Source organism: Achromobacter sp. DH1f, assembly GCF_000633435.1.
Classification (GTDB): domain Bacteria; phylum Pseudomonadota; class Gammaproteobacteria; order Burkholderiales; family Burkholderiaceae_B; genus Achromobacter; species Achromobacter deleyi.
On sequence record NZ_AYMF01000011.1, the window covers coordinates 206,930 to 227,881 of the forward strand.

Below are 20,952 nucleotides of genomic sequence, written 5' to 3' on the forward strand. Positions count from 1 at the left end.
ATGCCTGTCCAGCCGTCCCTTACTGCCAGCGCGCAAGACATCGCCGCCGCCGCCCAGCGCCTGCTGGACGGCGAGCTGGCGGCGTTTCCCACCGAGACCGTCTACGGCCTGGGGGCGGACGCCGAGAACCCGCAGGCCGTGGGCAAGATCTACGCCGCCAAGGGCCGCCCGTCGAATCACCCTGTCATCGTGCACATCGCGCCGCACGGCGACCTGTCGTACTGGGTGTCCGAGGTGCCGCCCGAAGCCCGTCTGCTGATCGACGCCTTCTGGCCCGGTCCGCTGACGCTGATCCTCAAGCGCGCGCCGCACATCGCCGACACGGTCAGCGGCGGCCAGGACAGCATCGGCATCCGCTGCCCCTCGCATCCGGTGGCGCAGGCGCTGCTGGCGGCGTTCGCGGCGGGCAAGCCGAACGGGCAGGGCGGCGTGGCCGCGCCGTCGGCCAACAAGTTCGGCCAGGTCTCGCCGACCCGCGCCGACCATGTGAAAAACGAATTCCCCGACGAGGTCGCCGCGGGCATGCCGGTGCTGGAAGGCGGCGCGTCCGAGGTCGGCATCGAATCCACCATCCTGGACCTGTCGCGGCTGGATCGCGGCGCGGGCCCGGTGCTGCTGCGCCCGGGGCACATCAGCGCCGCGCAGATCGAAGCGGTGCTGGGCGTGCAGGTGTTCGCGCCGGACGCCGCGGCCCCGCGCGCTTCGGGTACGCTCAAGGCGCATTACGCGCCGCGCACCGCGCTGGAACTGGCGTCCGATGCACGCTTGCAGGCCGTGCTGCAAGGCCGCGGCCTGCCGGCAGGCAAGGTCGTGGTGGTGGCGTACGCGCCGCCCCCTGCGGGCCTGGATGCCCGAATTCAATGGCAACAGGTGCCGGCGGACCCGGCGCGCTACGCGCAGGCGCTGTATGCGCTGCTGCGCGACCTGGACGGCCAGGGCTTTGCCCGCATCATCGTGCAGGCCCCGCCTGACAACGACGACTGGCACGCGGTCAACGACCGCATCGGCCGCGCGGCGGCGGCGTTCACGCTGGACACGACGGACCTGTAAGGTCTGTCTTTTCCTACGCGGACCTGTAGGGGCCGTCCCTCACGCCGTGGACCTGTAAGTCCCGTCCTTCACGCCGCCAGGAATTCCCCGATCCGTTCCACCGCCTGCCGCATCGGCGTCAGGAATTCGCCGGTCAGCCGTTCCAGCGGCACCCGCGCCGCCTTCACGCTGACGTTCACCGCGCCGCAGGCCTTGCCGCTGGCCGAACGCACCGGCACCGAGATCGCGCGCACGTTCAGTTCGAGTTCCTGGTCGACGACTGCGTAGTCCTGCTCGCGGATGCGTTCCAGTTCGGCGCGCAGCCGCGCTTCGGTGACCAGCGTGTATTCCGTATAGGGTTGCAGGTCGACGGCGGCGAAGTAACGCGCCAGTGCCGGCTCGGACAATTGCGCCAGCAGCACCCGCCCGATGGACGTGCAATAGGCGGGCAAGCGGCTGCCCAGCCCCATCGACGTGGCCAGCAGACGGTTCACCTCGGAGCGCGCCAGGTACAGCATCTCGTGGCCTTCCATGATGGCCAGCGCGCAGGTCTCGTTGACGGTGGCGCTGAGCTCTTCGAGCACCGGCTGGGCCAGCGACACGAACGGCGTCGACGAGAAGTAGGCATAGCCCAGGCCTAGGATGCGCGGGGTCAGCACGTATTGGCGTCCGTGCTGCTCGGCAATGCCCAGCAGCATCAGCGTGTGCAGGCAGCGCTGCACCACCGCGCGCGGCAGGTCGGCGCGGCGCGCCAGTTCGGCGGCGGTCTGCGGATGGCGCCGCGTGCCGAACGCGCGGATCACGTGCAGGCCGCGCGCCAGTGTCAGCATGTAGTCGGGATCGCCCCGCAACTGGTCGGGGTGGTCTTCGGGGGCCAGCGGCGCGGCGTAGCCGGGCGGGGGAAGGTTGGGCAGCATCAGCCTGCGCGCAGCGGCGCGCCGGTGCGCGCCTGCAGTTCCGTCAAGGTCATGCCGTCGATCATATCCCGGACCCACAGGCCGTCCGGCGTGATGTCGATGACGGCCAGATCGGTGTAGATGCGGTCCACCACGCCCGCGCCGGTCAAGGGATAGGTGCAGCGTTCGACGATCTTGGGCGAGCCGTTCTTGCTGTTGTGTTCCATCATGATGAACACGCTGCGCGCGCCCACGGCCAGGTCCATGGCGCCGCCCACGGCCGGCGCCTCGCCCGGCTTGTTCAGCGACCAGTTGGCCAGGTCGCCGTTGGCCGCGACCTGCATGCCGCCCATGACGCAGATGTCCAGGTGGCCGCCGCGCATCATGGCGAACGAGTCGGCGTGGTGAAAGTACGCGCCGCCTTCGAGCAGGGTGACCGGCTGCTTGCCGGCGTTGATCAGGTCCAGGTCGATGGCGTCGTCGGTGGGGGGCGGGCCCATGCCCAGGATGCCGTTTTCGCTGTGCAGCACGATCTCGCGGCCGGCGGGCAAATGGGCGGCCACCAGCACGGGCATGCCGATGCCCAGGTTGACGTAGCTGCCGTCGGGGATGTCGCGAGCCAGGCGGCGCGCCATGGCCTCGCGGGTCAGGGGGGTAGGCATTGCGGGTTCCTTGAAGTTGCTGGGCCTAGCTGGAAAATGCGGCGTCGGCCACTTCGGTGACGCGCGTGACGAAGATGCCGGGCGTCACCACGGCTTCGGGCGACAGCTCGCCCAGCGTGGCCTTGGCGCGCACCTGGACGATGGTGGTCTTGGCGGCCATGCACATGATGGGGCCGAAGTTGCGCGCGCTTTTGCGGTAGGTGAGGTTGCCCCAGCGGTCGGCCTGGTCGGCCTTGACCAGCGCGAAGTCGCCGTGCAGCGGCGCCTCGAACACGTAGCCGCGGCCGTCGATGATGCGGGTTTCCTTGCCGGCGGCCAGGTCGGTGCCGTAGGCCGTGGGCGTGAAGAAGCCGCCCAGTCCGGCGCCCGCGGCGCGCAGCCGTTCGGCGATGGTGCCTTGCGGCACGCATTCGAGTTCGATCCTGCCCTGGCGGTACAGGTCGTCGAATACCCACGAATGCGAGGCCTTGGGAAACGAGCAGATCACCTTGCGCACGCGGCCCGCCTTGATGAGCGCGGCCAGGCCGGTTTCGCGGTTGCCGGCGTTGTTGCTCACCACGGTAAGGTCGCGCGCGCCCTGGTCGATCAGGGCGTGCAGCAGTTCGGTAGGCATGCCGGCGCCGCCGAAGCCGCTGACCAGCACGGTGGCGCCGTCATGGATGCCGGCCACCGCGGCGTGGGGAGTGTCGATGAACTTGTCGATCATGGTTGCCTTCGGGTCGGGCGGGGCGCGAGTTGCCGGCGCGCCCCGTGGATGCGTCGCCGGGGGGCGGCTCAGTCCAGTGTGATGTGCGCCTGCTTGATGATGTCGGCGTAGCGCGCCGAGTCCTGCTTCATCAGCTGGGCGAACTGGTCGCTGGTGCCGCTGGCGGGCAAGAAGCCGGCGTCCAGGAATTTCTGCCGCACATCGGGCTCTTGCACGATGTCGCTGATCTCGCGCGCCATGCGGTCGATGATCGGCTTGGGCGTGTTGGCCGGCGCCATCAGACCCGCCCAGGACCCGGTGACAAAGCCCGGCATGCCGGCTTCTTCCATGGTGGGAACGGCCGGTTCGGTGGGCCAGCGCGCCTTGCCGGTGAAGCCCAGCGCCTTCAGGCGGTTCTGCTTCACGTATTGCATCGGCACCAGGATGGGGTCGAACACCATCGACACCCGCCCGCCCAGCAGGTCGGTCAGGATCGGCGCGCTGCCCTTGTAGGCCACGTGCGTCATGGTGAGCTTGTTCTGCAGGGCGAAGTCGGCGCCGGTCAGGTGCGCGCTGGACCCGTTGCCGCTGGAGGCGTAGGTGAGCTTGTCCGGATGCTTGCGGGCATAGGCCACCAGTTCGGCCACGCTGTTCACGGGCAGGTCCTGCGAGACGAACAGGAACAGCGGCAGGTCGGCCATCTGCGCCACCGGCGTCAGGTCGTCGGGCTTGTAGGGCAGTTTGTACAGGTGGAAGTTGATGATGAACGCGGGCAGGATGGACAGGAAGGTGTAGCCGTCGGGGTCGGCCTTGGCGGCGATACCCGCGCCCACGCTGCTGTTGGCGCCTGGCCGGTTCTCGACAATGATGGTCTGCTTCAGGCGCGGGCCGAGCTTTTCCATCACGATGCGCGTGACGATGTCGGTGGACCCGCCCGGCGTGTAGGGCACGATCACCTTGATGGGCTTGCTGGGCCAGTCGTCGGCGGCCTGGGCGGCGCTGGCCGTGGCCAGGCCGCAGGCGGCCAGCGTGGCGCAGAGCAGGGTCTTGAGGGCGTGGCGGCGATGTCCTGCCGCAAGGTGGCGGGGCTGCGTTTTCCTTGCTTGTGCCATGGATTTGTCTCCTCCATGAGTCGGCCTTGAGCCAGCGCGCGCCCGAGGTTTTTTTGAATGGCGCGGCCGGTTTTTTGTGGGAATGTCGATCGCGCCGCCTTTCGGACAAGGCGCGAAAAAAGTATGGCACGCAGGGGAGAGGCCGCTGGGGGGGAGGGATGCGGATAAAGTTCGGTGATCGGACTTCACCTACGTTTCCAGGACACTTTCACCTGGGGTTTCCACTAGGCCTGTGCGCGTTGTTCACGCCGTGGACATCGCGTAATCTGGCGGCCGGCCCACAAAGCATGGGCTCGGTTTCAGCCGCAGCGGGCCTACAGGCCGGCGCGGGCATCTAATTCAGGAGAAGCAATAATGAAGCGGTTGATCTCGTTTGCTGCCGGCGCCCTGGCCCTGGCTTGCGTATCCCAGGCAGCGGTGGCCGGCCCCACGCTGGATGCAGTGAAGAAGAAGGGCTATGTGCAATGCGGCCTGACTGACGGCGTGTCTGGTTTCTCGGCCACCAACAGCAAGGGCGAATGGGAAGGCATGGACGTGGACATCTGCCGCGCCGTGGCTGCCGCGGTGTTCGGCGATCCGACCAAATTCAAGGGCACGGCGCTGTCGACCCAGCAACGCTTCACCGCGCTGCAATCGGGCGAAGTCGACGTGCTGCTGCGCACCGTCACGCTGACCCAGACCCGCGACACCTCGCTGGGCCTGTCGGCCGTGGCCGCCAGCTTCTACGACGGCCAGGGCATCCTGGTGAATAAGAAGCTCGGCGTGAAAAGCGCCAAGGAACTGAACGGCGCCACCGTCTGCGTGCAGCCGGGCACCACCACCGAGCTCAACCTGGCCGACTGGTTCCGTGCCAACAACATCGAATTCAAGCCGGTCGTGATCGACAAGGTCACCGAAGTCGTGCGCGCGTTCGAATCGGGCCGCTGCGACGCCTTCACCGACGACGCCTCGCAACTGGCCGCCGTGCGCGCCACCCAGGTCGCCAAGCCGGACGACTACGAGATCCTGCCGGAACGCTTCTCGAAGGAACCGCTGGGCCCCATGGTGCGCCAGGGCGACGAGAACTGGCTGGGCATTGTGCGCTGGACCCTGTTCGCGCTGCTGGAAGCCGAGGAATACGGCATCACGCAGAAGAACGTGGACGAAATGCTCAAGAGCAACAACCCCAACGTCGCGCGCATCCTGGGCGTGACGCCGGGCGCCGGCAAGAACATGGGCCTGGACGAAAAGTGGGCCTACAACGCCATCAAGGCCGTGGGCAACTACAGCGAAGTGTTCGAGCGCAACGTCGGCAAGGACAGCAAGCTGGGCCTGCAACGCGGTACCAACGCGCTGTGGAGCAAGGGCGGCGCCATGTACCCGTGGCCGATCCGCTGAGCGCGGCGGCATGAGCAAACGGCCCGTTCGCGGGCCGTTTTTTTTGGCCGTCGCGCAGGGCGTGAGTCGCAGCCAGGAGGGGCCTGGGGGATCGCCATGCGATATGGTTGAACCATTATGCGGTACGCTATGCGCTTTTCCACCGGACGCTCCGCGCGCCATGACGCAACCCCAACCCGCCGAGGATTCCCCCTTGTTCATCGCCGCGCTGGCGCGCGGCGTCTCCGTGCTCAGGGCCTTCGGCGAAGGCCGGCCGGCGATGACCTTGCCCGAACTGGCCGAGGCCACGGGCTTGAGCAAAAGCTCGGTGCAGCGCTTCGCGCATACGCTGTGGACCCTGGGTTATCTGCGCAAGGATCCGGCCAGCAAGAAGTTCTCGCTGGGGCCGTGGTCGCTGGAGCTGGGCATGAAGTATGTGCAGACCAGCCCGCTGGTGCTGGGCGGCAATCCGTTCCTGCACTCGCTGAACCGCAACTGCCAGGAGACCTGCAGCCTGGCAGAGCCCGATGGGCTGGACATGGTCTACGTGGCGCGCTTTGCCACCCACAAGGAAATGTTCGTCAACATGCCGGTCGGCATGCGCCTGCCGCTGTACACCACGGCATCGGGCCGCGCCGTGCTGGCGCGCCTGGACCCGGACGTGGCGCGCGGCCTGCTCGCGCGTTGCGACCGCAAGCCCTTCACGGCCTCCACCATCACCGATCTGGATGCGTTGATGGCCGAACTGGAATTCGCACGCCGGCATGGCTATGCGCGTTCCAACAGCGAGTTCTATCCGGGTGACATGACCATCAGCGCGGCCGTGCTGGACGCGGGCGGCACGCCGCTGGGCGCGGTCAATGTGTCGGTGCCATCCAGCCGCTGGTCGTTCGAGCAGGCGCAGGCCGTGTTCGGCCCCCAGGTGGTGGAAACGGCCCACGCCATCAGCGCGTCCCGCACGCTGGGGCGCTCGCATCCGTTCTATGAATGGGAGCCGCCTGGCGGCTCGCTGCGGGGCGCGTTGCCGTCCTCGGGCGACGAGGCCTGACCGCGCGGGCCTGCCCCAGGGCAGGCTGCATTCGGGTGCGCGCGCGGCGCACCATGCGGGAGCCGGTCACGGCTGATTTCCGATAAATTTAATCAAGTATTAGACGGGCCGCTCAGGGAAATTCCCTAATTGGCGGCTGGTCTTTTTGCGCGTTACTCTGATTTTGACGTGATCGTATCGCACAGCGATTCGATTGAATCTAAATTTTCGGCCAGACGCGACTTCGACGCGGCTGGCCGACGCCAGGGAGCCGCGCTGTGTCGCCGTCCGCCGAAGTCTGCTTTCACCCCGTTTCGGGATTCATGGGCCTGCCGTCGGCCCGCCTGGCCGGCACCGGCGAGGCCCGCGCCTGCGTCGTGGGCATTCCGTTCGATTGCGGCACGCATCCGTTTCGCGTCGGGTCGCGCCAGGGGCCGGATGCCATCCGCGAGCAGTCGCGGCTGCTGCGGCCGGTGGACATCTTTCGCCGCCATGGCATCGACAACCCGCCGGAATTCCTGCGCGCCATCGATGTGGGTAACGTGGCCTGCCATCCGGGCGACCCGGATGCGTCGTATCCGCTGATCGAAGCGGGCATCGGCGCCATCCTGGATGCCGGCGCGATTCCCATCTCGATGGGCGGCGACGGCGCGGTGACGCTGCCGCAGTTGCGCGCCGTGGCGCGGCGCCACCCGGACTTCGTGGTGCTGCATTTCGATTCGCACACCGACACCTATCCGATTCCTGGCTACAACACGGCTACCACCTTCACCCGCGCCGCCGAAGAGGGCCTGCTGGACGTGCAGCGCAGCTTCCACGTGGGCACGCGCGGCAGCTCCTTCATGCCGGGCGTCCTGGAATTCGGCCGCGAGGTCGGCTACACGATCGTGCCGTACGACGAGTTCGATGCCGACCAGAAGGGCGCGCTGGACGACATCAAGCAGCGCATCGGCCAGCGGCCGGTGTACCTGTGCTTCGACATGGACATCTTCGATCCGTCGTGCGCGCCGGGCGTGTGCACGCCGGAGTGGGGCGGCCTCTCGCCCAAGGAAGGGCTGGCCCTGCTGCGCCAGCTGGCCGGCCTGAACTTCGTGGCCTTCGACGTGAACACCGTGTCGCCGCCGCAGGATGTGCAAGGCGCCACGGCTTTCCTGGCCGCTACCGTCATGCAGGAATTCTGCGCGCTGGCGGCGGTGGCGGTACGGCAGTACCCGCAAGGGCGTCCGGCCTGACACGGCGCCCGCGGCATTCATTCATACAAGGGGAATTCCATGAAACTCAAATCCATCCTGCTCGGCCTGGTCTCGGCCGCGCTGCTGTCCCAGGCCGGCGCCGTTGCGGCGCGCACGCTGGACGACGTGCGCGCCGACAAGACGCTCAACGTGGTCACCACCGCGTCCGCGCCGCCGCACGGCTTCAAGAACCCGCAGTCGAACCGCCTGGAAGGCATCATGGTCGACGTGGCGGCCGCCGTGGCCAAGCATCTGGGCGTGGCCGACAAGCTGGCCGACGTGCCGTTCTCGGGCCTGATCCCGACGCTGACCTCGGGCCGCGCCGACGTCATGTCGGCGCCGCTGTTCATCACCGAGGAACGCGCCCGCGCCATCGACTTTTCGGCGCCGGTGTACGAGTGGGGCGAGGGCATCGTGGTCAGCGACAAGGCCACCCGGCGCTATGGCAAGTTCGAAGACATGCAGGGCCAGAAGGTCGGCGTGCTGGTGGACTCGGTGCAGTTCAACATGATCAAGGACATGCCCGGCACCAAGGTGTCGACCTACCAGGACTATTCGACGCTGCTTGCCGACGTGCGCGCCGGCCGCATCGACCTGGGCATCGTCGACCCGCCCAGCATCATCTACCAGATCAAGACCAAGAACATTCCGGGCGTGAAGCTGGACACCGGCTACCAGCCGCAGCGCAAGTGGCAGGTCGGCATGGCCGTGCAGAAGGGCAACGCCGCGCTGCTCGAGGCCGTGAACGCCGCGCTGGCCGAGATGAAGCGCAACGGCGAACTGGCCGCCATCGGGCAGAAGTGGGGCGTGTCGGACCTGCTCAGCAAATAAGGCCCCCGCGGCACGGATAAGGAGCACGACTTGGATCTCGCTACCCTGCGCATGTACCTGACCCCCCTGGCCGAGGGCACGGTCTGGACCCTGGCGCTGTTTTTCTGTTCGGCATTCCTGGCGGTGGCGCTGGGCCTGGTCGTCTGCCTGTGCCGCCTGTCGCGGCATCGGGCGCTGAGCCGCGCCGCGCGCCTGTATATCGACATCATCCGCGGCACGCCGCTCTTGTTGCAGCTGTTCTACATCTACTACGGCCTGCCGGAAATGGGCGTGGTGATCAACGGCTTCGTGGCCGGCGTGCTGGGGCTGACGCTGAACTTCGGCGCCTACCTGGCCGAGCTGTTCCGCAGCGGCATCCAGTCGGTGGATACGGGCCAGTACGAGGCTGCGCGCGCGCTGGGCCTGCGCCGTGGCCAGCGGCTGCAACGCATCGTGCTGCCGCAGGCGCTGCGCACGATCTTCCCGGCGCTGGGCAACTACGCGCTGGTGCTCATCAAAGAGACCTCGCTGGTGGCGGTGATCAGCGTGTACGAACTGATGCGCGCCGGTGAAATGCTGGCCGGCGCGACGTTCCAGGCGCTGACGGTCTACACCATGGTCGGCGTCATCTACTTCGCGCTGTGCAGCATCCTGGCCTATCTGTTCCGCCGCTCTGAAAAGCGCCTGACCGTGCCGGGCTACTGGAGCGGCGCCGGTGACAACCACGACATCTCGAAGGCCTGACGCCATGGACGGAATGAATCGCGCGGCGCCCATCATCACGATGCAGGGCGTCTCGAAATGGTATGGCGACTTCCAGGTGCTGGACGGGCTGGACCTGCAAGTGAGCCCCGGCGAAAAGCTGATCCTGTGCGGCCCGTCGGGCTCGGGCAAGTCCACCACCATCCGGCTGCTCAACCGGCTGGAAGAGCACCAGAAGGGCCGCATCGTGGTCGACGGCATCGAGCTGGACGACGACGTCAAGAACATCGAGCGCATCCGCGCCGAAGTGGGCATGGTGTTCCAGCACTTCAACCTGTTCCCGCACCTGACCGTGCTGGAGAACTGCACGCTGGCGCCGATGCTGGTCAAGGGCGTGGCGCAGGCAGAGGCCGAGCAGCGCGCCATGCAGTACCTGGAACGCGTCAAGATCCCGCAGCACGCGGCCAAGTATCCGGGCCAGTTGTCAGGCGGGCAGAAGCAGCGCGTGGCCATTGCGCGCGCGCTGTGCATTCAGCCCAAGATCATGCTGTTCGACGAGCCCACCTCGGCGCTGGACCCCGAGATGGTCAAGGAAGTGCTGGACACCATGGTGTCGCTGGCGCGCGACGGCATGACGATGGTGTGCGTGACCCATGAAATGGGTTTCGCGCGCGAAGTCGGCGACCGCGTGGTGTTCATGGACCAGGGCGCGATCGTCGAGGTCGACACGCCGGCGCAGTTCTTCTCGGCGCCGCGTTCCGAACGGGCGCAGGCCTTCCTGGGGCAGATCCTGGCGTAGGGGCGCGGTGCATTCGGTGCCGCAGCCTCTAAATTCCGACTGCCGGAACCCGCAAAATGGTTCCATGCCTGGCGCCGGAAATGGCTCTACCGGGTTTGCGCTACGCTACCTATCATGCCAATGGGCCGGCGCGCCGCCGCCGGCCCCAGCCAACAAAACTACCAGGGAAACACGATGAACGGCGCTGACAGTCTTTGCGACACCCTCCTTGCCAACGATGTGGACGTCTGCTTTGCCAATCCAGGCACGTCCGAGATGCACTTTGTGGCGGCGCTGGATCGCAAGCCGAAGATGCGCTGCGTGCTGGGCCTGTTCGAAGGCGTGGTGACCGGCGCCGCCGACGGCTACGCCCGCATGGCCGACAAGCCGGCCGCCACCTTGCTGCACCTGGGTCCGGGCCTGGGCAACGGCCTGGCCAACCTGCACAATGCCAAGCGCGCCCGCACCCCGATGGTCAACATCGTGGGCGACCACGCCACCTATCACGTGCAGTACGACGCACCGCTGACCAGCGACGTCGAAGGCGTGGCGCGGCCGATGTCGCACTGGGTCAAGCGCAGCCTGACCGCCCAGGCGATGTCCGCCGATGCGGCCGAGGCCATTGCGGTGGCGCGCCGCAAGCCGGGCAACATCGCCACGCTGATCCTGCCGGCCGACACGGCCTGGACTGAACTGCCGGCCGATACGCCCGCGCCGGTCAAGGTCACCGACGCCGCCGTGCCGCACACGTCCATCGACGCCGTGCGCGCCGCCGCCCAGGCGATCCGTAGCGGCGAGGTCACGACCCTGATGCTGGGCGGCGCCGCGCTGCGCGACCGCGCGCTCAATGCCGCTGGCCGCATTGCGCGCGCCACCGGCGTGCGCCTGCTGTCCGAAACGTCCAACCGCCGCATCGAACGCGGCGGCGCTCGCACGCCGGTCGACCGGCTGCCGTACCCCATCGACCTGGCCGTGGCCAAGCTGAAAGACGTGCGCCACCTGGTGCTGGCCGGCGCCAAGGCGCCGGTGGGCTTCTTTGCCTATCCCGGCAAGCCCAGCCTGCTGGCCCCGCCCGATTGCCAGCAAGTGGTGCTGGCCACCGGCGAGCAAGACCTGGCGCATGCGCTGGAATGGCTGGCCGACGAGCTGGGCATCGCCGCCGACGCGCCGCGCCTGGCCGCGCCGGCCGCCGCCTACGAGGTTCCGGCCACGGGCAAGCTGACGGGCGCCGCGGTCAATATCCTGGTCGCGCATCACCTGCCCGAAAACGCGATCGTCTGCGACGAATCGATCACCCAGGGCCGCGAATTTCCGATCTACAGCGCCAGCAGCGCCCCGCACGACTGGCTGATGCTGACCGGCGGCGCCATCGGCATCGGCCTGCCGATGGCCGCGGGCGCGGCGGTGGCCTGCCCGGATCGCAAGGTCATCACGCTGCAGGCCGACGGCAGCGGCATGTACACGTTGCAGGCGCTGTGGACGCAGGCGCGCGAAAACCTCGATTGCCTGACGGTGATCCTGGCCAACCGGTCCTACGCCACGCTGCACGGCGAAATGAAGAACGTCGGCGTGCAGGAACCGGGCCGCAATGCGCGCCGCATGCTCGACCTGGAAGAACCCTACCTGGACTGGACCCACCTGGCGCGCGGCATGGGCGTCGAAGCGGTCAGCGTCGACACGGTCGAAGGCTTCGCCCGTGCGCTGCAAGACGGCCTGAAGCGCCGCGGCCCGTTCCTGATCGAAGCGCTGATCTGATCTGACGGAATGCTGGCAGGCCCCGCCGCGCCGGCCATCGGCGCGGCGGGGCTTTTTCATGGTCGGCCCTAGACGCCCAGATAGCGCGTCAACTGTTCCGGTGTGGCCGTCAGCGCGGCGCTGTCGCCATCCTGCGCGATCAGGCCTTTCTCCATCACCAGGCAGCGGTCGGTATGGGCCAGCACCGCGCGGTAGTTGCGGTCCACGATCAGGGTGGACATGCCCGTTTCGCGGATGCGCCGGATGATGCGCCAGATCTCGGCCACGATCAGCGGCGCCAGGCCTTCGGTGGCTTCGTCCAGGATCAGCAGGTCGGGGTTGGTCATCAGCGCGCGGCCGATGGCCAGCATCTGCTGCTCGCCGCCGGACAACTGCTGGCCGCCGTGGCCCAGGCGTTCGGCCAGCCGGGGAAAGGTTTCCAGCACGCGGTCGTAGTGCCAGTCCTGGCGGCCCTGGACGCCGGCGCGCGCCGCCACCAGCAGGTTTTCGCGCACGCTCAGGTTGGGAAAGATGCCGCGGCCTTCGGGCACGTAGGCGATGCCCAGCCGCGCGATGGCGTGGGGGCGGGCCCGGGTGCAGTCCCGTCCGCGCACCGCCACGTTGCCGCGCGCGCTGGGCACCTGGCCCACCAGGCTGCGGATCAGCGTGGTCTTGCCCATGCCGTTTCGGCCCACCAGGCCCACGGATTCGCCCGCCGCGATGCGCAGGTCGACGCCGCGCAGCACATGGCTGGCGCCGTAATACACGTGTAGGCCGCCGGCCTCGATCAATGCGGGCATGCGGGGTCTCCGAAAGCGGTGTCCGCCGTCAGGTCTTCGCCCAGGTAGGCGGTGCGCACCTCGGCGTTGGCGCGGATCGCCGCCGGGCTGCCGCTGGCGATGCTGCTGCCGTTGACCATGACGGTGATGGTGTCGGCGATACGAAAGACGGCGTCCATGTCGTGTTCCACCAGCAGGATCGCGTGGCCGTCCTTCAGCGTCTGCAGCAGGGCCAGGATGCGGTCGGTCTCTTCCGGTCCCATGCCGGCCAGAGGTTCGTCCAGCAGCAGTACCTGCGGTTCGCCCGCCAGGCACATGGCGATTTCCAGCTGGCGCTTGCGGCCGTGCGGCAGCAGGCCGGCCGGCTGCGCGGCGTCGTCCGCCAGGCCGGTGCGGGCCAGCGCCTGTTCGGCCAGCGCCGCGCTGGTCCGGCAGGCCGATGCCGGCCGCCACCAATGCCAGAAGCGCTGGCGCCGCGCCTGCGCGGCCAAGCGGCAATTCTCGAACACGCTCAGTTCAGGAAACAGCGTGGACCGTTGGTAGCTGCGGCCCAGTCCCGCCTGGGCCCGTTCGGGCTGGCTCCAGGCGGTGATGTCGCGGCCGCCCAGCGAGACCTCGCCGCTGGTGGGCGCCAGTTCCCCGGACAGCAGGTTGATCAGCGTCGACTTGCCCGCGCCGTTGGTGCCGATGACGGCGTGGACTTCGCCGCGTTGCAGCGCCAGCGACACGCCATTGACGGCGGTCAGGCCGCCGAAGCGGCGCGTGACGCCGCGGGCGGCCAGCAGGGGATCAGGCATGGGGCTCTCCGGGTAGGGGCAGGCGCAACGGCGCCGGGGGGGAGGCGGCGGGCGCGTCGCGGCGCGCGCGGCGGCGGCGCCACTGCGCGGGCAGGCCCGCCAGGCCATCGGGCAGCAGGGCGACCAGCGCGATGATGGCCAGGCCCAGCGGCAGGTGCCAGTGGCGCGCATAGTCGCCAAACAGCGCCTGCGACTGGAACAGTTCCTGCAGCAGCACCAGCGCCGCCGTGCCGAGCACCGCGCCGCCCAGGCTGCCCATGCCGCCCAGGATCACCATCAGCAGCACCAGGCCCGATTGTTCCCAGGCCAGCAGCTCGGGCGTGACGAAGCCGTCCTTCAAGGCAAACAGGAAGCCGGCCAGCCCCGCCAGCGCGGCGCCGATGACATACGCGGCCAGCTTGTACGGATAGGTCGAATACCCGGCCGCGCGCATGCGCTGTTCGTTGATGCGGATGCCGGCCAGCGCCGCGCCGAAGGGAGAACGCCGCAGCAGCGCCAGAAAGCCCCAGGTCAGCGCCAGGCAGGCCAGCACGAAGCAGTAATACGTGGCGCCCTGGTCCAGGTCGAACGGGCGCCAGCCGCCGATGTCGGCTTGCGGCCGGAAGTACAGGTAGATGCCGTCGCTGCCGCCGCCCGCCTTGGTGTCGTGGAACACGTAATAGGCCATCTGCGCAAAGGCCAGCGTCACCATGATGAAGTACACGCCGCGGGTGCGCAGCGCCAGCGCGCCGGTGATGAGGGCGTAGACGGCCGCGGCCAGCAGCGCCGCGGGCAGCAGCCACCACAGGCTGCCCGCTTCCGATGCCGGCGACAGCAACGCGGCGGCATAGGCGCCGATGCCGAAGAAGGCGGCGTGCCCCAGGCTGACCAGCCCCGCGCCGCCCACCAGCAGTTGCAGGCTCAGCGCGAACACCGCGTAGATCATGATCTTCACGGCCAGCCCGGTGTAGTAGTCGCTGCCGCTCCAGGCGAAGGCCGCCAGCGCCAGCAGGGTCAGGCAAGGAAGGAGTCGATTCAGCGTCATGGTCAGCCCTGTTTGAACAGCCCTTCGGGCTTGCACAGAAGAATGGCGGCCATCAGCACGTACACCAGCACGCCCGCGGCGGCCGGGAACAGCACCTGGCCGAAGGTCTCGACCACGCCCACCAGCATCGCCGCCACGAACGCGCCGCGGATCGAACCGATGCCGCCGATCACCACCACCACGAAGCAGACGATCAGCACGCCGTTGCCCATGCCGGGGTACACCGACGACACCGGCGCGGCAATGCTGCCGGCCAGCGCCGCCAGCGCCACGCCCGCAGCGAACACCAGCCGGTAGAGCTTGTTGATGTCGATGCCCAATGAGCCGGTCATCTCGCGGTTGCTGGCGCCGGCGCGCAGCATCATGCCCAGCCGCGTGCGCGCGATGACCCAGTACAGGAGCAGCGCCACGCCGATGCCCACGCCCGAGATGAACAGCCGATACACCGGATAGGTCATCACGTCGCCCAGCGCGATGCTGCCTTGCAGCCAGGTGGGCAGCGGCACGCCGTGCACGTCGTTGCCCACCAGGATGCTGCGCAGTTCCTCGAACACCAGGATCAGGCCGTAGGTCATCAGCACCTGCTGCAGGTGATTGCGCCGGTACAGGTAGCTGAAGAACGCGGCTTCGAGCAGGTAACCCAGCGCGGCGGCCGCCAGCACGCAGACCGCCAGCGTGGTGAGGAAGCCGCCGCCCAGCCAGCGGTCCACCGCCGGCCCCAGCGCGAACGCCATGTAGGCGCCGATCATGTAGAAGCTGCCATGGGCCAGGTTGATGATGCCCATGATGCCGAAGATCAGCGTCAGCCCGCTGGCCACCAGGAACAGCAGCAGGCCGTACTGGAAGGCGTTCAGGCTCTGGATGAGCAGGATGCCGGCGTCCATGGGCCTGTCCTAGAGCTTGCAGCCGCGGGCGGGGTCGGCCAGCTTGCGCACGGCCACGTCCACCACCTTGTTTTCCAGCCCGTCGACGCGGCGCAGGTAGATGTCCTGCACCGGGTTGCCGGCGGCCGACAGCGTGAACGGGCCGCGCGGGCTGTCCACCGTGGCACCGCGCATGGCCTGGCGGAAGTCCGCCTTCTTGGCGAAGTCGCCCTGCACCGCGGTCAGGCCCGACTGCATCAGCTGCGCCGCGTCATAGCCCTGCACTGCGTAGACGTCGGGCTGTGCGTTGTAGGCCTTGGCGTAGTCGGCGCGAAAGGCGTTGTCGCGCGGCGTGTTCAGTCCGTCGGCATAGTGCAGCGTGGTCAGCAGACCCTGCGCCGACGCACCCTGTGCGGGCAGCGTACCGTCGGTGAGAAAGCCCGAGCCGTACAGCGGAATGGTCTTGTCCAGGCCCGCCGCGTGGTAGTCCTGCACGAACTTCACCGCGCCGCCGCCGGCAAAGAAGGTGAACACCATGTCGGGTTTGAGCGCGGCGATCTCGGTCAGGAGCGATTGGAATTCAACGTTGGGGAAGGGCAGGCTCAGTTCCTTGACCACCTTGCCGCCGGCCTGCTCGAAGCCTTCCTTGAAGCCGCCGATGGCCTCGTCGCCGGCCGCGTATTTCCAGGTGATGGTGACTGCCGTCTTGTGGCCGCGCGCCTTGGCCACCGGCCCCATGGCGTAGGCCGGCTGCCAGTTGGTGAACGACGTGCGGAAGATGCCCGGGCCGCACAGCGGGCCGGTGATGGCGTTGGCGCCGGCATTGGTCACGATCAGCGTGGTGTCCGAATCCTTGGCGGCCTTGGCCAGGGCCATCGCCACGCCCGAATGCACGGTGCCGATCAGCACGTCCACCTGGTCGCGCTTGATCAGGCGATTGGCGTTTTCGGCCGCCTTGGACGGGTTGGATTCGTCGTCGACCTTGAAGTATTCGATCTCGCGCCCGCCCAGCTTGCCGCCTTGTTCGGCCACATACAGCTTGAAGCCGTTCTCGATGGCGTTGCCGAGCGCGGCGAAGGTGCCGCTGTAGGGCAGCATGAAACCGACTTTGAGCTTGTCGGCGGCCAGGACGCCGCTGGCGGCAAGCATCAGGGCGGCGCCTAGCGCGGCCCGGGACAGGGCATGGGTCATGGTGGGTCTCCGTACGTTGTTATGGGCTGCCTCAATGGCGGCCGGGTGGGTCCAGCGCGCCGATGAAGCCGGCGATGGCCTGGATGACGGTGGCGGGCTGGTCCTTGTGCGGCGAATGGCGGCAGTCGGGAATCTCCAGCAGTTGCGTCTGCGGCGCGGCATCGCGGATGCCGCGGATCTGCGCCAGCGTGCCGTATTCGTCGTCGATGCCCTGCATCGCCAGGACGGGGCAGGCGATGGCGGGCAGGCGGGTCCGCAGGTCCCATTGGGCAAAGCCCGGGTCCAGCCAGATGTCGTTCCAGCCCCGAAAGGCGGAATCCACGTCATCGTGGTGGCGCGCCAGGCGCTCGCGCAGGCCGCCTTCCTGATAGGCCTGGCGGGCCAGGCGGATATGGTCCACGGTGCGCGCTTCGACGAAGATGTGCGGCGCGGCCACCACCACGCCGGCCACGGCGGCCGGATGGCGGGCCGCATAGAGCAGGGCGATCGAGCCGCCGTCGCTGTGGCCGAACAGCACGGGGCGATCGCGCCCGGCATCCACGCCCAGCGCGGCCAACAGCTCGGGCAGCACCTCTTCGGCTTCGCGATGCATGAAATCGGCGGCGCGTTTTTCGCCCGCGGCCAGGGGCGTGGACCGGCCATAACCATGGCGCGAATACACCAGCCCGCGGCAGCCGGCGGCCTCGCACACCTGTTGCGGCCAGTCTTTCCACATCGACACCGAGCCCAATCCTTCATGCAGGAACACCAGCAGCGGGGCACCGCGCCGCTGGGGCGAAAGCCAGCGGTATTCCAGGCGCTGGGGGCGGCCCTGCTCGTGCAGGTCGACCCAGCCTGCGTCCTCGTCGGCCTGGTGGGCGGGGGCGGCCGTCATGGCGTGACCTGTTCCAGCTGGCGCAGGCGGAAGCGCTGGATCTTGCCGGTGGCAGTCTTGGGCAGTTCTTCGGTGAAGTCGATCTGGCGCGGGTACTTGAAGGGCGCCAGGTGCTGCTTCACATAGCGCTGCAGGTCGGCGCCGGTCTGCGCATCGGGCGCGAAGCCGGGGCGCAGCACCACGTAGGCCTTGGTCTTGACCAGCCCGTCGTGGTCGGGCACGCCGATCACGGCGGCTTCGAGCACGGCCTCGTGCTGCACCAGGATGTTCTCGACTTCGACCGGCGACACATACTGGCCGCTGACCTTGATCATGTCGTCGCTGCGGCCGGCATAGGTGTAGTAGCCGTCGGCGTCACACACGTATTTGTCACCGCTTTTCAGCCAGTCGCCCAGGAAGCACTGGCGCGTCTTGTCGCGGTTGTTCCAGTACATCAGCGCGGCGCTGGGGCCCTTGATGTAGAGGTCGCCGATGGCGCCCGCGGCCACCGGGGCGCCATTGTCGTCGCGCAGCTGCACTTCGTAGCCGGGCACCGGCTTGCCGGTGGTGCCGTAGCGCAGCTGGCCGGCCTGGTTCGAGATGAAGATGTGCAGCATTTCCGTCGAGCCGATGCCGTCCAGGATCTCGCAGCCGAAATGGCGCGTGAAGCGCTCGCCGATATCGCGCGGCAGCGCCTCGCCGGCCGAGGTGCAGACGCGCATCGCGACGTGTTCGCGCGCGGGCAGGTCAGGGGCGGCCAGCATGCTGGCATACAGCGTGGGCACGCCGTAGAACACCGTCGGCCGATGCTGCGTCAGGCGCTGGAACACCGCCTGCGGCGTGGGCCGTTCGGCCATCAGCACCACCGTGGCGCCCACCGACAGCGGAAAGGTCAGGCCGTTGCCCAGGCCATACGCAAAGAACAGCTTGGCGGCGGAAAACGCCACGTCGTCCTCGCGGATACCCAGCACCGGCTTGGCATACAGCTCGGCCGTGTGCCACAGGTTGCCGTGGGTATGCACCACGCCCTTGGGCTTGCCGGTCGACCCCGACGAATACAGCCAGAACGCGATTTCGTCGGACAGCGTGCGCACGGCCGGCGCCAGCGGCGCTGCAGCCAGCAGCGCGTCCAGATCATGCGCGCCGGCCGGCAGCGGCGCGGCGGGCTGCGAGACCACCAGGTGCTCGACCTCGCCGGGCGCCTGCGCCAGCGCGGCCTGCAACGTCGGCAGCAGCGCGCCGGACACGAAGGCGGCCCGCACCCGGCTGTGGCTGAGGATGTAGGCATAGTCGTCGGCGGTCAGCAGCGTGTTCACGGCCACCGGCACCACGCCCGCGTGCAGCGCGCCCAGGAACGCCACCGGCCAATCCACCGTGTCCTGCATCAGCAGCAGCACGCGCTCTTCGCGCCGCAGGCCCAGCTGGCGCAGCGCGCCCGCCATGCGCGCCACGCGCTCGGCCAGTTCGCCGTAGGTCAGTTGGCGGGTGTCGTCGATGTAGGCCGTCTTGGCGGCGCGCGGCGCGTTCAGGGCCGCCAGGTGACTGGCGAAATTCAGTTCGGCGGGACAGGCATTCACGGTGGTCTCCTGGTGTTCTGGCGGGCGTTGGGCCCGGGCCTGTGGTCGGCCCTTGTCGGCATTGCGGGCCATGCTGGCGCTCAAGGCCGCATGACGGGGTGGGGGTTCAGGGGCGCGCGAAATCGATGGCGCCGCCGGGCAGCAGATACAGCACCAGCGCGCGGCCTTGCGTGACTGTCGGCGCATGCGCGCTGCCGGGGCCATAGACCAGCCAGCCGGCGCCGTGGCCGTCGAAGCGGGCCTGGGCGGTCAGCGGCATGATCATGTCGATTTCGCCGTTGGGGTGGGCGTGGTGCGGACCCGCCAGGTCGTCCATGTCGACCACGTCGACCGAACAGCCGGCCAGGTCGTCGGCCGGCTTGATGACGCGGCCGTAGCGGATGCCGCCGCCTTCGCGGTTGCACATCCAGCCGTCGGCCACGCCTTGCCTACAGGCGCTGAAGATGTCGGTGTACAGGGCGCTGCCGGGGCCGGCATCGCGGTTCAGGCGGTCTTGCAGGGCGCCGTCCAGCGCCTGCCCGGCCGTCAGGTCGGTAACCTGGCGCATCAGGGCGTGGAATCGTTCAGGCGTGCTCACCGTATCTCCTCCTTTACACTGTCGGCGCTTCAGCGGGATGCAATCCAGTGCTGTTTTGTCGCACCTGACACGCTGTTGAAGCTGTTGGAGGAAAAATAGTGCTTCCATTGATCTGGGTCAAGCACTATAGTGCATAAATCGAGTGTTATCAGGGTATTTGCGGAGTCAGCTACACCATGAACCAAGCGCTAGACGCAGCGCCATCCGAAGAACCCCAACGCGAAGCCTTCCTGGTGGCCCTGGGCGAGCGGGTACGCCGCCTGCGGGCCATCCGCGGCATGACGCGCAAGGGCCTGTCGCAGGTGACGGGCGTGTCCGAGCGCCACCTGGCCAACCTCGAACACGGGGTCGGCAATGCCTCGATCCTGGTATTGCTGCAAATTGCCAAGGCCTTCAATTGCGCGCTGGCCGAACTGGTCGGCGACGTCACCACCGAATCGCCCGACTGGCTGCTGATCCGCGAATTGCTCAGCGGCCGCACCGAATCCGACCTGCAACGGGCGCGGGAAGCCCTGACGCAGCTGTTCGGCGTGGGCGCCGGTGCGCAGCGGCCCAACCGCACCCAGCGCGTGGCGCTGATCGGCCTGCGCGGCGCCGGCAAGTCGACGCTGGGCCAGATGCTGGCCGACGACCTGGGTTACCCCTTCGTCGAGCTGAATCGCGAAATCGAACGCGTGGCCGGCTGCAGCATCCTGGAAATCCACAATCTGTACGGCCCCAACGCCTACCGCCGCTACGAGCGCCGCGCCCTCGAAGAGGCGGTGCAGATCTACCCCGAAATGGTGCTGGCCACCCCCGGCGGCCTGGTGTCCGAACCCGCGACGCTCAACCTGCTGCTGGCCCATTGCTATACGGTGTGGCTGCGCGCCACCCCCGAAGAGCACATGGGCCGGGTCATGGCGCAGGGCGACTTTCGCCCCATGTCGGGCAACAACGAGGCCATGGCCGATCTCAAGCGCATCCTGGCCGGCCGCGAGGCCTTCTACGCCAAGGCCGACCTGACCTGGGTCACCAGCCACCTGGAGGTGCAGGAAAGCTTCGCCGGCCTGCGGACCCAGGTGCGCAAGGCCTGCGGCCTGCCGTTGTAGCGGTAGGTTCCGCGGTGGGTTTGTGCCAGGGCCGCCCTTTTGGGCGGCCCTGTTCATTGCGGCGGTCGCGCGCCTCCAAGAAACTGCACTTTTGTGCATCTTTTGCTTGACGCTGATTTTCACCTGCACTAATCTGCATAATAATTCATGTGATGCAGTATTTTTCCTGTACGCCAGGGT

21 protein-coding genes are annotated in these 20,952 nt (G+C 68.1%); 9 read left to right on the plus strand and 12 right to left on the minus strand.

What is annotated here, in order from left to right; translation table 11 throughout:
- Entirely contained in the window at positions 1 to 1,050 is a 1,050-nt protein-coding gene (locus tag U858_RS0111990) for an L-threonylcarbamoyladenylate synthase (RefSeq protein WP_025137398.1), read from the plus strand.
- Between the two features lie 68 nt (positions 1,051 to 1,118).
- Here the strand turns inward: U858_RS0111990 and U858_RS0111995 are convergent, their stop codons facing one another.
- The 4 genes from U858_RS0111995 to U858_RS0112010 form a co-directional block, all read right to left on the minus strand.
- Positions 1,119 to 1,946 carry an IclR family transcriptional regulator C-terminal domain-containing protein gene (locus U858_RS0111995; protein WP_025137399.1) on the minus strand — a complete coding sequence of 276 codons (828 nt, stop codon included), beginning with the start codon at positions 1,944 to 1,946 and terminating at the stop codon, positions 1,119 to 1,121.
- Positions 1,946 to 2,587: a 3-oxoacid CoA-transferase subunit B gene (locus tag U858_RS0112000; RefSeq protein WP_025137400.1), complete on the minus strand. Its 642-nt coding sequence runs from the start codon at positions 2,585 to 2,587 to the stop codon at positions 1,946 to 1,948. Before U858_RS0112000 ends, U858_RS0111995 begins: the two co-directional genes overlap by 1 nt.
- 25 nt (positions 2,588 to 2,612) lie before the next feature.
- Positions 2,613 to 3,293: a 3-oxoacid CoA-transferase subunit A gene (locus U858_RS0112005; RefSeq protein ID WP_025137401.1), complete on the minus strand. Its 681-nt coding sequence runs from the start codon at positions 3,291 to 3,293 to the stop codon at positions 2,613 to 2,615.
- A gap of 68 nt (positions 3,294 to 3,361) precedes the next feature.
- Positions 3,362 to 4,384: a tripartite tricarboxylate transporter substrate binding protein gene (locus tag U858_RS0112010; RefSeq protein ID WP_025137402.1), complete on the minus strand. Its 1,023-nt coding sequence runs from the start codon at positions 4,382 to 4,384 to the stop codon at positions 3,362 to 3,364.
- A gap of 354 nt (positions 4,385 to 4,738) precedes the next feature.
- Here U858_RS0112010 and U858_RS0112015 point away from each other — a divergent pair, with 354 nt between their 5' ends.
- The 7 genes from U858_RS0112015 (at position 4,739) to U858_RS0112045 (ending at position 12,044) form a co-directional block, all read left to right on the plus strand.
- Positions 4,739 to 5,761, plus strand: coding sequence for an amino acid ABC transporter substrate-binding protein (locus U858_RS0112015; protein WP_025137403.1), 1,023 nt, complete (start codon positions 4,739 to 4,741; stop codon positions 5,759 to 5,761).
- A gap of 160 nt (positions 5,762 to 5,921) precedes the next feature.
- Entirely contained in the window at positions 5,922 to 6,788 is an 867-nt protein-coding gene (locus tag U858_RS0112020; protein ID WP_025137404.1) for an IclR family transcriptional regulator, read from the plus strand.
- A 302-nt stretch (positions 6,789 to 7,090) separates the two neighbouring features.
- Entirely contained in the window at positions 7,091 to 7,999 is a 909-nt protein-coding gene (locus U858_RS0112025) for an arginase family protein (protein ID WP_025137405.1), read from the plus strand.
- A 39-nt stretch (positions 8,000 to 8,038) separates the two neighbouring features.
- On the plus strand, positions 8,039 to 8,830 hold the full coding sequence (locus tag U858_RS0112030; RefSeq protein WP_025137406.1) for an ABC transporter substrate-binding protein: 792 nt from the start codon (positions 8,039 to 8,041) through the stop codon (positions 8,828 to 8,830).
- A gap of 30 nt (positions 8,831 to 8,860) precedes the next feature.
- Entirely contained in the window at positions 8,861 to 9,553 is a 693-nt protein-coding gene (locus U858_RS0112035) for an amino acid ABC transporter permease (protein ID WP_025137407.1), read from the plus strand.
- Positions 9,554 to 9,557: 4 nt separating this feature from the next.
- Positions 9,558 to 10,310, plus strand: a complete 753-nt coding sequence (locus U858_RS0112040) for an amino acid ABC transporter ATP-binding protein (RefSeq protein WP_025137408.1) — start codon at positions 9,558 to 9,560, stop codon at positions 10,308 to 10,310.
- 174 nt (positions 10,311 to 10,484) lie between these two features.
- Positions 10,485 to 12,044: an acetolactate synthase large subunit gene (locus tag U858_RS0112045; protein WP_025137409.1), complete on the plus strand. Its 1,560-nt coding sequence runs from the start codon at positions 10,485 to 10,487 to the stop codon at positions 12,042 to 12,044.
- A gap of 68 nt (positions 12,045 to 12,112) precedes the next feature.
- Here U858_RS0112045 and U858_RS0112050 read toward each other — a convergent pair whose 3' ends face one another.
- The 8 genes from U858_RS0112050 to U858_RS0112085 all read right to left on the minus strand — a co-directional run bounded on the left by U858_RS0112050 (position 12,113) and on the right by U858_RS0112085 (position 19,684).
- The gene (locus U858_RS0112050; protein WP_025137410.1) at positions 12,113 to 12,823 is read right to left on the minus strand and encodes an ABC transporter ATP-binding protein; all 711 of its coding nucleotides are present in this window, start codon (positions 12,821 to 12,823) and stop codon (positions 12,113 to 12,115) included.
- A complete protein-coding gene (locus U858_RS0112055) occupies positions 12,811 to 13,599 on the minus strand; it encodes an ABC transporter ATP-binding protein (protein ID WP_025137411.1) in 789 nt (262 codons plus the stop codon). The genes U858_RS0112050 and U858_RS0112055 overlap by 13 nt, the downstream gene beginning before the upstream one ends.
- Positions 13,592 to 14,623, minus strand: coding sequence for a branched-chain amino acid ABC transporter permease (locus tag U858_RS0112060; RefSeq protein ID WP_025137412.1), 1,032 nt, complete (start codon positions 14,621 to 14,623; stop codon positions 13,592 to 13,594). The genes U858_RS0112055 and U858_RS0112060 overlap by 8 nt, the downstream gene beginning before the upstream one ends.
- Positions 14,624 to 14,625: 2 nt before the next feature.
- Positions 14,626 to 15,507, minus strand: coding sequence for a branched-chain amino acid ABC transporter permease (locus U858_RS0112065; protein WP_025137413.1), 882 nt, complete (start codon positions 15,505 to 15,507; stop codon positions 14,626 to 14,628).
- Between the two features lie 9 nt (positions 15,508 to 15,516).
- Positions 15,517 to 16,677 carry an ABC transporter substrate-binding protein gene (locus U858_RS0112070; protein WP_025137414.1) on the minus strand — a complete coding sequence of 387 codons (1,161 nt, stop codon included), beginning with the start codon at positions 16,675 to 16,677 and terminating at the stop codon, positions 15,517 to 15,519.
- 31 nt (positions 16,678 to 16,708) lie between these two features.
- Positions 16,709 to 17,551: an alpha/beta fold hydrolase gene (locus tag U858_RS0112075; RefSeq protein ID WP_029953762.1), complete on the minus strand. Its 843-nt coding sequence runs from the start codon at positions 17,549 to 17,551 to the stop codon at positions 16,709 to 16,711.
- Positions 17,548 to 19,107, minus strand: coding sequence for a benzoate-CoA ligase family protein (locus U858_RS0112080; protein WP_025137415.1), 1,560 nt, complete (start codon positions 19,105 to 19,107; stop codon positions 17,548 to 17,550). The genes U858_RS0112075 and U858_RS0112080 overlap by 4 nt, the downstream gene beginning before the upstream one ends.
- A gap of 106 nt (positions 19,108 to 19,213) precedes the next feature.
- On the minus strand, positions 19,214 to 19,684 hold the full coding sequence (locus U858_RS0112085; RefSeq protein WP_025137416.1) for a DUF4863 family protein: 471 nt from the start codon (positions 19,682 to 19,684) through the stop codon (positions 19,214 to 19,216).
- A 176-nt stretch (positions 19,685 to 19,860) separates the two neighbouring features.
- On the opposite strand from U858_RS0112085, the gene U858_RS0112090 reads away from it, so the two are divergent.
- The gene (locus tag U858_RS0112090; protein ID WP_025137417.1) at positions 19,861 to 20,772 is read left to right on the plus strand and encodes a helix-turn-helix transcriptional regulator; all 912 of its coding nucleotides are present in this window, start codon (positions 19,861 to 19,863) and stop codon (positions 20,770 to 20,772) included.
- Positions 20,773 to 20,952: the final 180 nt, after the last annotated feature.

Coding starts and splice junctions, on each gene's coding strand:
- U858_RS0112055 (WP_025137411.1), bottom strand. CDS start 13,599: ATGCCTGATCCCCTGCTGGCCGCCCGCGGCGTCACGCGCCGCTTCGGC.
- U858_RS0112025 (WP_025137405.1), top strand. CDS start 7,091: ATGGGCCTGCCGTCGGCCCGCCTGGCCGGCACCGGCGAGGCCCGCGCC.
- U858_RS0112000 (WP_025137400.1), bottom strand. CDS start 2,587: ATGCCTACCCCCCTGACCCGCGAGGCCATGGCGCGCCGCCTGGCTCGC.
- U858_RS0112065 (WP_025137413.1), bottom strand. CDS start 15,507: ATGGACGCCGGCATCCTGCTCATCCAGAGCCTGAACGCCTTCCAGTAC.
- U858_RS0112075 (WP_029953762.1), bottom strand. CDS start 17,551: ATGACGGCCGCCCCCGCCCACCAGGCCGACGAGGACGCAGGCTGGGTC.
- U858_RS0112050 (WP_025137410.1), bottom strand. CDS start 12,823: ATGCCCGCATTGATCGAGGCCGGCGGCCTACACGTGTATTACGGCGCC.
- U858_RS0112020 (WP_025137404.1), top strand. CDS start 5,922: ATGACGCAACCCCAACCCGCCGAGGATTCCCCCTTGTTCATCGCCGCG.
- U858_RS0111990 (WP_025137398.1), top strand. CDS start 1: ATGCCTGTCCAGCCGTCCCTTACTGCCAGCGCGCAAGACATCGCCGCC.
- U858_RS0112010 (WP_025137402.1), bottom strand. CDS start 4,384: ATGGCACAAGCAAGGAAAACGCAGCCCCGCCACCTTGCGGCAGGACAT.
- U858_RS0112015 (WP_025137403.1), top strand. CDS start 4,739: ATGAAGCGGTTGATCTCGTTTGCTGCCGGCGCCCTGGCCCTGGCTTGC.
- U858_RS0112040 (WP_025137408.1), top strand. CDS start 9,558: ATGGACGGAATGAATCGCGCGGCGCCCATCATCACGATGCAGGGCGTC.
- U858_RS0112005 (WP_025137401.1), bottom strand. CDS start 3,293: ATGATCGACAAGTTCATCGACACTCCCCACGCCGCGGTGGCCGGCATC.
- U858_RS0112090 (WP_025137417.1), top strand. CDS start 19,861: ATGAACCAAGCGCTAGACGCAGCGCCATCCGAAGAACCCCAACGCGAA.
- U858_RS0111995 (WP_025137399.1), bottom strand. CDS start 1,946: ATGCTGCCCAACCTTCCCCCGCCCGGCTACGCCGCGCCGCTGGCCCCC.
- U858_RS0112060 (WP_025137412.1), bottom strand. CDS start 14,623: ATGACGCTGAATCGACTCCTTCCTTGCCTGACCCTGCTGGCGCTGGCG.
- U858_RS0112030 (WP_025137406.1), top strand. CDS start 8,039: ATGAAACTCAAATCCATCCTGCTCGGCCTGGTCTCGGCCGCGCTGCTG.
- U858_RS0112045 (WP_025137409.1), top strand. CDS start 10,485: ATGAACGGCGCTGACAGTCTTTGCGACACCCTCCTTGCCAACGATGTG.
- U858_RS0112070 (WP_025137414.1), bottom strand. CDS start 16,677: ATGACCCATGCCCTGTCCCGGGCCGCGCTAGGCGCCGCCCTGATGCTT.